The following is a 14,681-nucleotide window of genomic DNA, read 5'->3' on the forward strand; positions in this document are numbered from 1 at the left end:
ATCCAGCGGCCGGCGCAATCCAGAGCCGGCCGTTGGGAAAAAATGGGCTGCCTTAGGCTCCAGACTCAATTGGTCCACCAGATGATGATAGCGGCGATGTGGACGGCAGCCTGGAAGTTTGTGGCGAGCTTGTCGTAGCGGGTGGCGATCCGCCGCCAATCCTTGAGACGGCAGAACATCCGCTCGATGACGTTGCGCTGGCGATAGGCCGTTGCATCGAAGGGATGGCGGCGCTTTCTGGTCGGGTTGTTGGGAATGACCGGAATGGTGCCGCGTGCGGTCAGATACTGGCGCAGGGCATCGCTGTCGTAAGCGGTGTCGGCGGCGAGGAAATAGGCGGGTGGCAGGTGCTGGAGTAACGGCACGGCGGCGCGCACATCGCCCATCTGCCCCGGCGAGATCTGCAGGCCGAGCGGCCGGCCGCGCCCGTCTACGACGGCGTGGATTTTCGTCGTCCGGCCGCCGCGGGAGCGACCAATCGCCTGCGTCTGCGCCCCCCTTTTCCACCAGCGGCGGAGCGATGGACCTTCGCGGTGGTACTGTCGATCATCTGCATATCGCATGGACTGGCCGCGACCAGGGCCGAAAACAGCTTCTGCCACAGGCCGCGGCCGGCCCAGCGATGAAAGCGGTTGTAAATCGTGGTTGGCGGGCCATAGACGGCCGGGCAATCCTGCCAACGGCAGCCGACACGCAACACATGGACAATGCCGCTGATGACGCGGCGGTCATCGACCCGGCGCGCACCGGGCCGGTTCTTCGGCAGCAGCGGTTCGATCACGGACCATTGCTGATCACTTAGCCAGAATTCGCTTCCCATGCCTCACCTCCGCTATTTCGGAATAGAATCATGGAAATCAAACGCCATCAATAGGCTGATTGAGTTTTAACCCTAGTGTTTGGCGGCGACAGGAGGATAGGCTTTGAGCGCTTCCTCGTCGATGTCGGCGCCCCAGCCCGGACCACCGGGCAGGCGCATGTGGCCATTCTCAATGCGAGGAGCCTGGGTGATCAGTTCATTGGTCCAGGGAACCTGTACCACGTCCATTTCCATCACCCGGAAATTCGGGACGGCGGCGCAGAAATGCGCGCTGATCAGCGTCGCGATCGGACCGCAGAAATTATGCGTGGCGACATTGACCTCGAAGGCGTCGGCAAGGGCGGCCATTCGCATCGCCTCGTATATGCCGTTCCAGGGCACGTCGATGATGACGACATCCACGGCATTCTCCTCCAGGAAAGGCCGCAACTGCCGCCTGCCGCTCAGCGTCTCGCAGGATGCTATCGGGATATTGCTGCCGCGCCGGACCTGCGCAACGGCCTTGGCGTCGAAATTGTCGATCTCCAGCCATTCGAGGTCGAGCGGTTCGAGTGCCCGAGCCATACGCAGATAGCCTTCGGGGCGGAAATTGAAATTGATGTCGAGCTTGATACCGACCTCCGGCCCGGCGCCTTCGCGGAAGGCAGCCATCTGATCGACGGCGGCGGAAATCGCCGCCCGCGTCGGGTTGCGGTCGGGATCGCCTGAACCGCCGGCAAAGCCCGGCCGATACATATAGGGCTCGGGCTTGTCGAACATCATCAGGTTCGTTTTCAACGCGTGATAGCCCGATTCCCGCACTTGGCGCCCAAGCATCTTGACGTCGTCGAGCGACGTTATCCGCGGCACTCCGAGGTCTTTCCAGTTGGTGACATGGTAGGAGCCGCAATGCGACCAATACATGCGGATACTGTCACGCATCATGCCGCCGATCAGTTCATAGGCTGGCACGCCCATCGATTTTGCCTTGATGTCGACCAGCGCATTCTCGATCGCCCCTATGGCGCGGGAAACCGCACCAAAGGGCACGCCCCAGCTAGCACGCCGCAGGCGATCGATCAGCGGATGGATGCGGCGAGGATCCTCGCCCACAATCTGCTGCGTGAGATGGCCTACCAAGGGCGAGAGCACATTGTTGATATGGTTCTCGGGAAACTCCGACCAGCCGACGAGCCCCTCGTCCGTGGTGATCTTGAGAAAGGAGAGATTGCGCCATCCGGCGTTGCAGTAAAGCGTTTCAAAGCCGCTGATCTTCATGGTGCCTCCGATGTCTTCGTTGGGAGATGGCCGCCGTGTTCCGGCGGCCTCCCCGGCGCGGCAGGTCATTTGATCCAGGGACTGGTATCCCAGATGCGCTTGAGAGCCGTGTATTCGCCCTTCGCGAACGTCTCCGTCTCCTTGGCGTTCATCGGCGTGAAGATGAAGTTGCGCTGAGCGATCGCCTGCCGGTAGGCCGGATCTTCGGCCACCTGCTGAAAGCACTTGTTGAGCTTGTCCTTGATTTCCGGTGGCAGGCCCTTCGGGGCGCCGACCAAGAAGGTATTCCCGCCCGTAATGTCGTAGCCGATCTCCTTCAGAGTGGGCACGTCCGGAAGACCGGAAAATCGCTCGGTACCCGCAACGGCCAGGGTTTCGAGCTGATCCTTGAAATTGGCGCTCTCCGTCACCGAGAGACCGAGAATCTCGACATGGCCGCCCATTACCGCGTTTCGCGCCTGGGGCGACTCCACCATCGGAATGAAATCGAATTTCGCGCCGGTCGCCTCCATCAGGCGAAGAAGAACCAGATGGTCATCGGCACCGGCCTGGGTAATCGCAGCCTGGATGGGACTGGTCTTGGCCGCTGCCAGCAGATCCTGGATCGTCTTGAACCTGCCTCCCTTCTTGGCGCTGATCGCGACGCGCGTGCTCACAAGATTGGCGAGATAGTCGAAGCTTTCCATCGTGTAGCGGGGTGCATTCACAGCGATGGTCCCGACAGGCAGGTTCGGCGTCAGGAGAGAGCCGATCGTATAACCGTCCGGCGCAGCCGCGGCGATATCGATCATGCCAAGCGTGCCGCCGGCACCGGGCTTGTCGATCACGACGATATCGCCGCCGACGCATTTCTCCAGAAAAGGTTCGGCGATCCGCACACCGACATCAGCGCCGCCGCCCGGCGCAAAGGGCACGATATAGGTAATGACCTTACCGCCCGGATATTCCGCCTGCGCGGCACTCGTCCAAGCCGCGACCGTCAATGCGGTCAGCAGCGCAACGCAACATCTCATCTCGACCTCCCAGTCGTCCGAAACAAAGCTGATTGTTTGAAGAAAGGCCGCTGTCTTCCGCAACGGCCTGTAGCCCGGGTCATCGCATGGTCATTGCCAGGGATCAGACTTCCAGAGCGCCCGAAGATCCGCATCCTCCTTGGAGATGAACTCCTTGACCTCGCTATCACTCATGACGTTAAGGGCGATGGAGCGCTTTTTCGCCTCTTCCAGAAAGCCCGGATCCTTGGCCACCTGCGCAATGCAGCCGGCAAGCTTGGCGCGGATCGGCTCCGGCGTGCCGGCTCGAATGCCGAGCACGTGATTGGAGCCAGCCACGAGGTCGTATCCAAGCTCGCGGAAGGTAGGAACGTCGGGCAGTTCCTTGACGCGTTGAGGGGCGGCGACCGCCAGAACCCGCAGCTGGTCGAGATAGGGTGCGGTTTCCGTGTTGGAGATGCTGCCGACCTGAACATGGCCGCCGATGACGGCATTGCGTACGCCGCCAGCGCTTTCGAGCGGCAGCGTCGTAAACCTGACACCAGCCATCTTGGCGAAGCGCAACGCCATGAGGTGGTCGTCCGCGGCAATCGAAGCCGTTCCGAGGTTCATCGGGGTCGAACTTTCCTTCGCCACCTTTATGAGATCATCGAGCGTCTGGATGTTGCTGCTCTTGCTGACTGCCAGCGTCACATTGGTCCCGACGATGTTTCCGAGCAGATCGAACTTGTCGAGCGTATAACTGGTCCCGGTGATGGCGCCGACTTCGACGTTTGGCGCATTCAGCGTCGAAATCATGTACCCGTCGGGGTTTGAGGTCGCGAGGTGGGCAAAGCCGAGCTGGCCACTTGCACCAGGCTTGTTCTCGACGACGATCGTCGCACCGTTGCCGATGCAGCGCTCGAGATAGGGAACCGCCGTGCGAACGCCGACATCGGTGCCGCCGCCGGCTCCGAACGGGATCAGGAATGTGATGGGATGATCAGGATATTCAGCCGCCGCGGTGCCGATGCCCGCTGCGACCATCAATGCTGCGCCGAACATTGTCGGTATGACGTTCATTGCTTCCTCCCGATTGCGCGTTGTTGTACCGCCTCTTCATCTGCATGCGGCCCATCCCCTCTCGGCGTCGGACCGTCTCCTCGTTTATTCCAGGCCCTCCCGAGGCCATTGCTATTGTGTACAATGATATGCATTGATATGCAAATGACGTATACGACGATATACAGAAATTCGGCGGAGTAAGTGCGCCGCGCCGGTCGGCTTGGATTCCGAGGGAGCTGGAGGAGCAGATCAATGAAGATCACCGATCTTACCGTGACGATGTTCGAACGAGCCATTCCGAAGGCTTCCTATGGCCGCCACACAATGCCGGGTTCGGGCAAGGTTTGCCTCGGCCTGGTGACTGTCTCCGCGGATGACGGCGTTCAGGGCCACGCGTTCCTGGGCTCGCCGGTGCGCACGGCCGAACTCGATGCGGCATCCCTCATCATCGCGTTGAAATCCGTGGTTATCGGGCGGGATCCCCTGCAGCGGGAAGCGATATACAAGGACCTGGCACGCCGCGCAGGGCTGTCGAGCTGGCGATGCGTCGGCGCCATCGATGTGGCGCTATGGGATATCGCCGGCAAGGTCGCCGGCCTGCCCATCTACCAGCTGATCGGCGGCTTCCGGGAAAAGGCTCCGGCCTATGCCAGCTCGCCGGGCTGGGCCAATGTCGAAAGCTATATCGAGGAAGCGCGGGCGGTGAAAGCGCATGGCTATGCCGCCTATAAAGTCCATCCGCCCCGGCTCGATCCCCAAGAGGATCTGGCGGTGGCAAGAGCGGTTCGCGAGGCCGTTGGCGACGACTACCGGCTGATGTTCGACGCCACGGGCGTCTATAATTATCCGCAGGCACTGATGGTCGGCCGCGAGCTGGAATCGCTCGGCTATCATTGGTTCGAGGACCCGCTGCCCTTCGAGGACATCTACAACTACACCAAGCTCAAGCAGAAGCTCGATATCCAGGTCATGGCGACGGAACTTTCGCCCGGCGCCTTTCACGCCTACGAGCCCTGGGTGTCGCAGAAGGCAACCGATGCGCTTCGCGGCGACGTCGCGCTGAAAGGCGGGATCACCGCCTGCCTGAAAACGGCCCATCTTGCAGAAGCCTTCCGGCTGAACTACGAGCTCCACCACGGCGGCAATTCGCTGAACAATGTCGCCAACCTGCACCTCTTCTGTGCGATTCCGAATACAGACTATTTCGAGGTCGTTCTGCCTGACGAGGCGCAGAAATGCGGCTTGATTGACGATCTGCAGGTTGGATCTGACGGCTTCGTTCACGTGCCGAAGAAGCCCGGCCTCGGCGTCGACATCGACTTCGAGCTCATCGAGCACTCGAAAATCCGGGTCCTCAGCTGATTGAGCCGCGTTGGCTGCTACAGCGCCGCGCGTCTACAGCGCCGTGCGTCCTTCAGAACGCACCAAGGACGCTGTAGTCTTTGAATCTACGCATCGTGCTTTCCGAAAATCGATTCCGATTTTCGGGCCGATGCGCTAGTCAGCCGCGCATAGGTCGCTTCCGAATTTCGCATCCTACTGCAGGCGGTCAATCAATCGGCCTTGCGTGCGGCCAGCACGTTGAGCAGTTCGGGATATTGTGCGTTGGGGTCGTAGGGCACGTCCTTCAAACTCGCATAGCCGGACGCGATCGTCTCGGCGATCGCCAGTGACATCCGCGGTTCCATCCCAAGCGTCTCCAGCGTCATGGCGGATTCCTTCATTTCGGAGACGCGTCGCAGGCCGTGTTCGTGCGTGCGCTTGAGGTAATGCGAGGTAAGCTTGCGCCAATCGAGCCCCGCGAAGGTGACGTTGACGGAATCGAGGATGCGTTCCGTTACGCCGGCGGTTTCGGCAGCCAGCATGCTCTCCAGGATCAGCGCCTCGACACCTTTCATCATGACGCTGCGGATCATCTTGACAGAGCAGGCCTGGCCGATCCTGTCGCCGATCGCCTCGCAGACCATCCCCACCGCATTAAGCTTGTCCGCTGCCTCCTCAGCGAGGGGGCCGGCAAGCAGGATGGGCACCTTGTGACGCCGCGGCTTCACCGCGTCCATGATTGCGCCTTCGACGCAAGCGCCCACGCCGCCCATGAAGATCGCATCGGCGACACGCTGTTTGGCATCGGGCGATATCGAGTTGAGATCGATGAATATCTGCCCGGGCTGCAGGTACGGTGCTACAGAGTCGGCGACTTTCGGGGCCGCCGATCCCTGCACCATCGATAGCACAACCGCCGCTCCTCCCGTCGTTTCTTGAATGGAGGCGGCGAGACAAACACCGAGCTCTTCGGCTTTGGCTTTCAGTCCCGGGCCATAGGCGGCGTCGTGCAGGCGGATATCATAGGCGGCCAGCCCCTCGAGGCTTGCCTCGTTCCTGAAACCAGCGGCCATAGACTGCGCCGCTTCGCCGAAGCCGATGAAAGCAAGTTTCATGATTTGTACCCCTATCGGATCTTGGTGAGCTTGGTCAGGCAATGCAATGGCTCCGGCGCCGGCACGCCCGGGTTGAGGTTGCCCCACGCTGTTCGCGAGACTTCGCCGACATAGATGCTGCCTTCGGAGTCGACGGATATTCCGTGCGGCGAGAGGAATTGACCGGGATCGTTCCCGGCCTGGACGTCGCCGAGTTGCGCAAGCGTCCGCCCCCTGTGGTCGAGAATGCTCACGCGGGCGCCGAGATTGGGAACTTTGCGATTGATGTTCATGGTCGGCCCGGCCTCGCCGACATAGCAGATCGGACAGGAACCCAGCGGCATGTAAAGGCCGCTCGGCCGATGGAGGTTGTTCCACTGGGTTTCGTATCGGCCTTCACCATCGAATACCTGGATGCGATGGCTCTCGCGATCGGCGACGTAGACCCAGCCATCCGCGTCGCAGGTGATGTTGTGCGGAATGTTGAACTGGCCCGGCTGAGTGCCGGGAGTTCCCCAGCTCTTCAAGTAGCGGCCGTCAGCAGTATATTTGTGAACGCAGGCATTGCCATATCCGTCCGAGACGTAAATGTCCCCGTTTGGCGCGCACGCCGTGTGAGTGCAGCGGCAGAAGGGCCTGAGACTCATATAGGGTGATGGCTGGCCGGGTACGCCGATCGTCAGCAGCACCTTGCCGTCGAGCGTGCATTTTCGGACCGTGTGATCTCCGTCATCCGTGCAGAAGATCGTGTCATCGGGTCCCATATGGATCGCATGAGGACGCTTGAAGATACCCTCGCCCCAGGATGAAAGGAAATTGCCTTCGCGATCGAAGACGACCATCGGGTGCTCGCCTCTGTTGAAAACGTAGACGCGATCGCGGGCATCCACCCCCACACCACCGACCTCGTTGAGGGACCAGCCGCCAGGAAGGCGCCCCCAACCGCGCTGCACGGAATAGCGGTAGTCCCCCTCCCCTAATATCACCGTCATAAGTACTCCCGGTCGAAACAGCCTGCCAGCTCACTTCAGATTTTCTGTATCCTACAGTCTACTGCTGTATACAATCAATCTCCAATTCGTTATTGTCGCGGTGTCAGGGCAAAATTTCCGGTCATCGGCTGATTGACGAGGACTGGAAGCCCAAGGACTCTGACAGGGAGAGACGAGCAAGAGATGTCGGATGAACAGCAGGGCGCGGCCTGGCCGCACACGATCTACCGGCTTTTGAGAGAAGCCAAGGTAAGGCAGATTTCCTATGTCCCGGATGGCGGGCACAAGGAGCTGATCCAGCATTGCACGGACGACGCGGACATGCGGACGATATCGTTGACTACCGAGCAGGACGGCATCGGTTTGGCTTCAGGCGCCTGGTTGGGCGGAGTCCGCAGCGCGATGCTGATGCAGTCGAGCGGCGTAGGCAACTGCATCAATGCGTTGAGCCTCATCAAGAACTGCCAGTTCCCCTTCCTGACCTTCGTCACCATGCGAGGCGATTTCGGCGAGGCGAATAACTGGCAAATGGCCATGGGACAGGCGACGCCCGTGGTTCTCGGCGCGATGGGTATGGTTTGCTTGCGAATCGAGCATGCCGAAGAGGTCGAGGAAACGGTGAGCGCAGCCTTGCGCATGTCTTTCCTCGCGTCACAATCGATCGCCGTCCTGTTGTCCCAGCGCCTGGTCGGCGCCAAGATCTTCAAATGAGTCTGCCATGACGAACACGAATACGCTCAGCCGCCGCGCCGCGGTAAAACATATCCTCGCCGATCGGGGCGATGCCTTGACCGTATCGAGCCTCGGCGGTCCCTCCTACGACGTGGCAGCCGTACAGGTGGATTTCGACGGGGATTTTCCGCTCGGCGGCGCCATGGGCCAGGCGACGATGGTCGGCCTCGGGCTTGCCCTGTCGCAACCCAGGCGTCGCGTCATCATCTTTGCCGGCGACGGCGAGATGTTGATGAGCCTCGGCTCGCTCGCCACCATTGGTGCCGAAAAGCCGGACAACCTCGCTATCGTCGTCATTGACAACGAGCATTATGCAGAGACCGGCATGCAACGCACCCATACCGGTCGCGGCGTCGATATTGCAGCTGTCGCGGCGGCGTGCGGTTTCGCAACCGTACGCACCGTAAGAAGCCTGGCGGATCTGGAGGAAGCCACTCCTCTCATCCATTCGGCTCCGGGCCCGGTCTTTGTCACGCTCAAGGTCAGCAATGAGGTGGGCGAGCTTTTCCCCCGTAATCGCGACGGCGTTTGGCAGAAAGGCCAGTTTCGGCGGGCGCTTTTGGGCCATGTCTGAGGAGCCAGGTCGAAAGGTCTGCCATAAGTGTAAAACCCGCCGCCCGGATTTGGCGCGGTGGTGTTGTTGATAGGGAGATTGAGGAAATGACGGATTACAAGGCCCCCTTGATGTTCATTGCCGGCGAATGGACCAGGGGATCCGGCCAACCGACGGAAGTGATCAACCCTGCGACAGAAGAGATACTAAGTTCACTGCCCAGGGCCACGGCCGACGATCTCGATCGTGCGCTTGCCTCCGCCCAGAAGGGCTTCGAAAGATGGCGCAGCATGTCCGCCGAGGCTCGCTGCGACATCGTCATGAAGGGCTGCCGCATCCTGCGCGAACGGGCTGACGAGATTGCCCCGCGCATCACCCTGGAGCAGGGCAAGCCGGTCGGCGAGGCGAAGCTCGAGATCATCCGCGCCGCCTCGATCGTCGAATGGGACGTCAATGAAGGGCGTCGCGCCTATGGCACGATCGTCCCGAGCGATCCGGGCTTCAACCGTTTCGGCTTGCGCCTGCCGATCGGGCCGGTCGCAGCCTTCACGCCATGGAATTTCCCGATCTCCTCGCCGGGACGCAAGATCGGCGCGGCGCTCGGCGCCGGCTGCTCGGTCGTCATCAAGGGGTCGGAAGAGACGCCGGCCTCGGTCGTGGCGCTGGTCGAATGCCTTCTGGAAGGTGGATTGCCGGCCGATGTCATCAATCTCGTCTTTGGCGAGCCGGCCATGGTCTCGTCCCATCTCATTGCCTCGCCGATCATTCGTGCGATCACCTTCACCGGCTCCATTCCCGTCGGCAAGCATCTCGCGCAGCAGGCGGCCGCCTATATGAAGCCTGCGGTCATGGAACTCGGCGGTCATTCGCCGGTCATCGTCTTCGACGATGTCGATCCGGCCGTGGTGGCAAAACAGGGCGTCGCCGGCAAATTCCGCAATGCCGGCCAGATCTGCACGGCGCCCACCCGCTTCATTGTCCAGGACAAGGTTCACGACGCCTTCGTCGACAGCTTCGTCACTGCCGCAAAGGCGCTCAGGGTGGGCAACGGCCTGGAAGAGGGCGTGCAGATGGGGCCGCTCGCCAATCCTCGGCGGCTACAGGCACTGGAGGGCTTCGTCGCGGATGCCGTTGCCAAGGGCGCCAAGGTGGCGGCCGGCGGCAACCGCATCGGCAATCGCGGCTATTTCTTCGAGCCGACGGTTCTGACCGATATTCCGGAGGATGCCGATGTCATCAATCTCGAACCCTTCGGCCCGATCGCACCGGTCATCCGCTTCAGCGATTTCGAGGAGGCGATCGCCATTGCCAACCGGTTGCCTTATGGTCTCTGCTCCTATGCATTCACCAGTTCGCAGGCCCGGTCATACGAGCTCGCTCATCGCGTTGAGAGCGGCATCATGTCGTTGAACCACTACGGTACTTCGCAGGCTGATACGCCCTTCGGCGGCGTCAAGGAAAGCGGCTATGGCCGCGAGGGCGGCTACGAGACGCTCGATGCCTTCATGATCACCAAATTCATCTCACAGAAAGTCAGCGTCTGATCCTCCGATCGTCCCGCTGACCGGACCTGCCGATCGTCGGCGGGTCCTTTTCGTTCACGAAATGCCGCATAAAACCTACGGCCATTGCCAGCGGGCGGCTGCCTCGACAATCTCTGGCAGCGGCACCAACGCCAACACAAAATCAGTACTAACAGACAGGGCGGCAGCGCCAAGCAGGCCGACGGCCGTTGCTGCCCATACGCGTCCGCCAATGACCTCATGGTCACGATTGAGCAGCGAATTGGCGAAGACACGGAATACAAGCGACAGCCGCTGGATCGGCGTTACGACGGAGACCGGCGCGATCGCAAGTGCAAGATAGCCGGTCATTTGCGAAAGTCCGACGAGGACGCCCGAGACGGAAAACCACGTCCGGGAAGGACCGTCCATGCTGAGGATGCACCTCCTCATCCCTCGCGAGAGAAGTGGTACGGTCATGACGACTGCCGCCGCTATATGGGCGATCAATCCGGCGGCAATGCTGGAGGCAAAGTCGGCATCCTGAAGGCTAATGCGGACAAGGATCGGACTTGTGCCGTAACCGAGCGCGGACAGGAGGGCGAAAGTATAGCCTTCAACATAGTTCGGCTTGAACGCCAGTACCCTTGGGCTCAAGACGGGCATCTTTTTGATCGGACGAAGCGAAAGCGCCGGCCCTATGACGACCAGAAGAATTCCGAAAAGCCTGAGCGGTGTCAGGTTTTCATCAAGGATTAGGATCGCCAGAACGAGTGTCACCACAATGCTCATCTGCTGTGGCGGGCCAACCAGATTGGCGCCCATCGCCTTGGTTGCGCGAAAATTGCAATACCGGCCCCAGGCGAAGTGGAGAATGCCTGCAGCACAGAGCATGGCGAGCGATTGCGGTGGGAATGTCGCGGCGGATTGCCATGCGCCCGAAAGCATCGTCGCAATCAGGAAGATCCCGACGCCGAGCGCTAGCGAAATCGCCATGCCCTGCGCCACGGTGCCGGTCACGGCGCCGCGGCGGAAGGCTGCGTTGTTCAGAGCGAAGGTGATTGCCGCGAGCAGCGCCAGAAAACCGCCGAGCATGTTGCTACTCCGAATACTCGTGCCGAAGCGGCTCGCAACTTCACCCTATTTCGAAATCCAGGGATTGGTTTTCCAGAGTTCCCGGAAGATATTTTCCTGGTCGTGCACGAAGGTCTCGGTCTGCTTTGCGTCCATGATGTTCAACGACAGGGAGCGCTTCTTGGCGTCAGCCAGGAAGGCAGGATCGGCCGCGGCCTTGGCAATGCAATCGGCGAGCTTCGTCTTGACCTCTTCCGGTGCACCCTTGGGCAGGCCGATCACATGGTCGGAGCCTGAGATGAGATCGTAACCCTGCTCTTTGAAGGTCGGTGTGTCTGGATAGAGCGGATCCCGCTGCACCGAAGCGATCGCCAGCGGCCGGATCTCATCGCGGAATTGCGCTGCCTCGCTGTTCGACATGAACGCGATCTCCACCTGGTTGCCGAGCAAGGCATTGCGCGAATCCGCGCCGGAACCGAAGGGAATGAAATTGAAGTCGACTCCGATCATCTCTTCGAAGCGCAGCCCGCCGAGATGGTCGTCGGCACCGAGCCCGCCGAGCCCGACATTGATCGGCGCGCCGCTCTGCTTTGCGAAGGCGACGAAATCCGCCAAAGTCTTGAACTTGCTGTCGGGCCGCACTGCGATGACGGAGCGCACGCCGACGATATTGCCCAGATAGTCGAAGGAATCGGTGGTGAAGGTCATCTGCTTTGCGATCTGGTTCGTCACCAGTTGCGGCATGTTGAGCGAGGCCATCGTGTAGCCGTCATGCGGCGCCTTGGCAGCTTCACTCATGCCGACCGCCCCGGTCGCGCCCGGCATGGCCGTTACCGCGAAGGCGGCACCGTTGCCGACGCACTTCTCGACATAGGGAGCCCAGGTGCGGATACCCACATCGGTACCTCCGCCGGCCGAATTCGGATTGATGAAGGCGATCGGATGATCGGGATATTCGGCAAGCGCCGGCATTGCGGCAGCTCCTGAGAGCAGGAGGACGACCAGTGCGGATTTCAATGTCATGGTGTACTTCCCTAGTTTGTATACATTGGTATATTTTTGTCATCCTACGAACACCACCAGCCTTTGGCAAGAGGCAATCGCAGCAGCGCGCAAGCGGCCGCACAAGGAGACGGAAACATGCAGGGACCTCATATCGAAAACGCCGTATTGCAACGGATGCGCAACGACGAAGTGGCGCTCGGCCTTGTCGTGCGCTTGGCGCGATCAGGCGAAATTGCCGCGATCGCCAAGGCGAGCGGGCACGACTTTCTCTTCCTCGACACGCAGCATGCGCTGTTTTCGGTGGAAACGATCGGGCATATCATCCAGGCAGCGCTCGGTTGCGGCATCGCCACCATCGTGCGGGTTCCACGCTACGACGATCCCGACATAGCGAAATTCCTGGATGCCGGCGCATCCGGAATCGCCGTCGCCGATGTAGCGACCGCCGAACAGGCACGAAAAGTGGTCGAGGCCTGCCGTTTTCCCCCGCTCGGCAAGCGCTCGGTGCAGAGTACATATTCCGCCACGCGCTACGGGTCTTATCCAATCGACGCGCTGCTGCAGGAACTCGAGCGCAAAACGCTCGTCGCCTGCATGATCGAAACACGCGAAGGCGTCGCCAATCTTGACGAGATCTGCAGCGTGGAAGGCGTCGACCTCATTCATCTCGGCTGCAGCGATCTTCTGGCCGATATGGGCAGGCCTGGCGCTTTCGACGATCCCGAACTGCGCGCGATCACGGATCGCCTGATCTCTGTCTGCCGGGAGAAGAAGAAATTTGCAGGCCTCGGCGGCGATCGGGACATTGCGCGGCTGAGCGCCTTCATCCAGAAGGGCCTGCGCTTCCACACCACGCAGACCGATGTCAGCTATCTCATCGAAGCAGCGTCCCGCCGCGCCGGCATGCTGCGCGAGGTGCTTCCCGGCGGGCGGGGATAGCAATCTCCGGCAAAGGGTTCGCGCCGGTTGCATGTATTCCTCCGCGGCGACTTCAATTCTTTCATTCCTCGAATCGCCTCTGGACTCGCCTTGTTTACCATTGTATACAAATGTATTCGCATACTAATGGGAGGTGGGAATGCGAAAACTGATCAGACTGGCCAGCGCCATGCTGCCCCTCGGGCTGATGTCGACGACGGCCCTTGCCGAATATCCCGATAGGCCGATCGTCGTCGTCAATCCGAATTCGGCTGGAGGCGGAACGGACGTCGGCATCCGCACCTGGCAGCCTTATGTCGAGAAATGCCTCGGCGGCGCGGCCCTCGTCCCGACGGCAATGCCCGGAGCCGCTTCTGCCGTCGGCATCTCTGCCCTCAGCCAGGCCGCGGCGGATGGCTATACGATCGGCATGGTCAACATGCCGAACCTCGTGACCAACAAACTTTCAAAGCCGGAACAGCCTTCGATCGATGGCTTCGTCTATATCGGCAACATCATCGGCGTTCGCTCGACGCTCAATGTGCGGATGGACAGCAAGTTCAAGACATTGCAGGAAGCCATCGCTTATATGAAAAGCGCTGGCGGGCCGGTCAACCTCGGAATAGGTGGCATTGGCGCCGACGACCACCTGGTCGGATTGCAGTTGGAACGGCTGCTGGGCGTGAAGTTCAATTTCATTCCCTTCGGCTCCGGCGCGGATTCGCGCAATGCGCTGCTCGGCAAGCAAGTTGAATTCTCGATGATGTCGAATGTCGAGGCCGCCGGTTTTCGCGAGGAAGTGCGCCCCCTCGCCGTGGCCGCGGACAAACGCACGGACCTGTTTCCAGACACCCCGACTTTCAAGGAACAGGACCTGGACCTCGTCGGCGGTTCCACTCATGTCATCGCAGCTCCGAAAGGCTTTCCTCAAGAAGCCCTCTCGAAGTGGCGCGAATGCATACAGACTGCAGGCAAGGATCCCAAATTCCTCGAAGACGCCAAGAAGCGCTCGCTTTCACTGGAGGTCATGACAGGAGAACAGACCGAGACCTTCGTCCACGACCAGGCGAAATTGTTGACCGATCTTTGGAAGGCTGATCCCTGGATCAAACCGTAACCATCCGGGGCTGCTGCCGCATTGGAATGGCGACGGCGGCAGCCCTACCGCCTTCGGAAACTGCACCGAGACAAACCCATGAGAATTCTCGTCACCCGTCAAGCGGGTGGTTGATTACAACGTGAAAATCCGGGTCAAGCCTGGTGCCACGAGTGTCGGGCTTGCGAACTTGAAGATGTCGTCGAGGATATCGCAGCGTCGTTGACCAGCGCGCGGGTGTGCCTCAAAGGGCGATGACCCAGAATAGGCGACGCAGTA

The 14,681-nt window shown here is 60.6% G+C and carries 13 protein-coding genes and 2 pseudogenes; 7 read left to right on the plus strand and 8 right to left on the minus strand.

The genetic code is table 11. The features are described from left to right. Positions 1–65 precede the first annotated feature (65 nt). From FKV68_RS16405 to FKV68_RS16420, 4 genes and pseudogenes are all read right to left on the minus strand, one after another. Positions 66–820, minus strand: a pseudogene (locus FKV68_RS16405) (IS5 family transposase). A 72-nt stretch (positions 821–892) separates the two neighbouring features. Then, the gene (locus FKV68_RS16410; RefSeq protein WP_180938875.1) at positions 893–2,077 is read right to left on the minus strand and encodes a mandelate racemase/muconate lactonizing enzyme family protein; all 1,185 of its coding nucleotides are present in this window, start codon (positions 2,075–2,077) and stop codon (positions 893–895) included. Positions 2,078–2,142: 65 nt separating this feature from the next. Next, a complete protein-coding gene (locus FKV68_RS16415; protein ID WP_180938876.1) occupies positions 2,143–3,090 on the minus strand; it encodes a tripartite tricarboxylate transporter substrate binding protein in 948 nt (315 codons plus the stop codon). Positions 3,091–3,180: 90 nt separating this feature from the next. Continuing rightward, positions 3,181–4,131: a tripartite tricarboxylate transporter substrate binding protein gene (locus FKV68_RS16420; protein ID WP_180938877.1), complete on the minus strand. Its 951-nt coding sequence runs from the start codon at positions 4,129–4,131 to the stop codon at positions 3,181–3,183. 234 nt (positions 4,132–4,365) lie between these two features. On the opposite strand from FKV68_RS16420, the gene FKV68_RS16425 reads away from it, so the two are divergent. Further along, complete coding sequence (locus tag FKV68_RS16425) at positions 4,366–5,475, plus strand: enolase C-terminal domain-like protein (protein WP_180938878.1); 1,110 nt, start codon at positions 4,366–4,368, stop codon at positions 5,473–5,475. A 191-nt stretch (positions 5,476–5,666) separates the two neighbouring features. Here the strand turns inward: FKV68_RS16425 and FKV68_RS16430 are convergent, their stop codons facing one another. Next, the gene (locus FKV68_RS16430; protein WP_180938879.1) at positions 5,667–6,551 is read right to left on the minus strand and encodes an NAD(P)-dependent oxidoreductase; all 885 of its coding nucleotides are present in this window, start codon (positions 6,549–6,551) and stop codon (positions 5,667–5,669) included. Between the two features lie 11 nt (positions 6,552–6,562). Then, positions 6,563–7,522, minus strand: coding sequence for a peptidyl-alpha-hydroxyglycine alpha-amidating lyase family protein (locus FKV68_RS16435; RefSeq protein WP_180938880.1), 960 nt, complete (start codon positions 7,520–7,522; stop codon positions 6,563–6,565). A gap of 183 nt (positions 7,523–7,705) precedes the next feature. Here FKV68_RS16435 and FKV68_RS16440 point away from each other — a divergent pair, with 183 nt between their 5' ends. From FKV68_RS16440 to FKV68_RS16450, 3 genes are all read left to right on the plus strand, one after another. After that, positions 7,706–8,233 carry a thiamine pyrophosphate-binding protein gene (locus FKV68_RS16440; protein WP_180938881.1) on the plus strand — a complete coding sequence of 176 codons (528 nt, stop codon included), beginning with the start codon at positions 7,706–7,708 and terminating at the stop codon, positions 8,231–8,233. Positions 8,234–8,240: 7 nt separating this feature from the next. Continuing rightward, a complete protein-coding gene (locus tag FKV68_RS16445; RefSeq protein ID WP_180938882.1) occupies positions 8,241–8,828 on the plus strand; it encodes a thiamine pyrophosphate-dependent enzyme in 588 nt (195 codons plus the stop codon). 86 nt (positions 8,829–8,914) lie between these two features. Continuing rightward, positions 8,915–10,351 (plus strand): NAD-dependent succinate-semialdehyde dehydrogenase, encoded by a 1,437-nt coding sequence (locus tag FKV68_RS16450; RefSeq protein ID WP_180938883.1) that lies wholly within the window; start codon positions 8,915–8,917, stop codon positions 10,349–10,351. 75 nt (positions 10,352–10,426) lie between these two features. Here the strand turns inward: FKV68_RS16450 and FKV68_RS16455 are convergent, their stop codons facing one another. Beyond that, the gene (locus tag FKV68_RS16455) at positions 10,427–11,404 is read right to left on the minus strand and encodes an EamA family transporter (protein ID WP_180938884.1); all 978 of its coding nucleotides are present in this window, start codon (positions 11,402–11,404) and stop codon (positions 10,427–10,429) included. Between the two features lie 45 nt (positions 11,405–11,449). Beyond that, on the minus strand, positions 11,450–12,406 hold the full coding sequence (locus tag FKV68_RS16460) for a tripartite tricarboxylate transporter substrate binding protein (protein ID WP_180938885.1): 957 nt from the start codon (positions 12,404–12,406) through the stop codon (positions 11,450–11,452). A 117-nt stretch (positions 12,407–12,523) separates the two neighbouring features. On the opposite strand from FKV68_RS16460, the gene FKV68_RS16465 reads away from it, so the two are divergent. The 3 genes and pseudogenes from FKV68_RS16465 to FKV68_RS32940 form a co-directional block, all read left to right on the plus strand. Further along, positions 12,524–13,327, plus strand: a complete 804-nt coding sequence (locus FKV68_RS16465; protein WP_180938886.1) for an HpcH/HpaI aldolase family protein — start codon at positions 12,524–12,526, stop codon at positions 13,325–13,327. Between the two features lie 139 nt (positions 13,328–13,466). Continuing rightward, positions 13,467–14,423, plus strand: coding sequence for a tripartite tricarboxylate transporter substrate binding protein (locus tag FKV68_RS16470; RefSeq protein WP_180938887.1), 957 nt, complete (start codon positions 13,467–13,469; stop codon positions 14,421–14,423). Between the two features lie 78 nt (positions 14,424–14,501). Then, a pseudogene (locus tag FKV68_RS32940) lies at positions 14,502–14,604 on the plus strand (electron transfer flavoprotein subunit beta/FixA family protein); the annotation flags it as partial. Positions 14,605–14,681 lie beyond the last annotated feature (77 nt).

Source organism: Sinorhizobium mexicanum (genome assembly GCF_013488225.1).
Taxonomy (GTDB): Bacteria; Pseudomonadota; Alphaproteobacteria; order Rhizobiales; family Rhizobiaceae; genus Sinorhizobium; species Sinorhizobium mexicanum.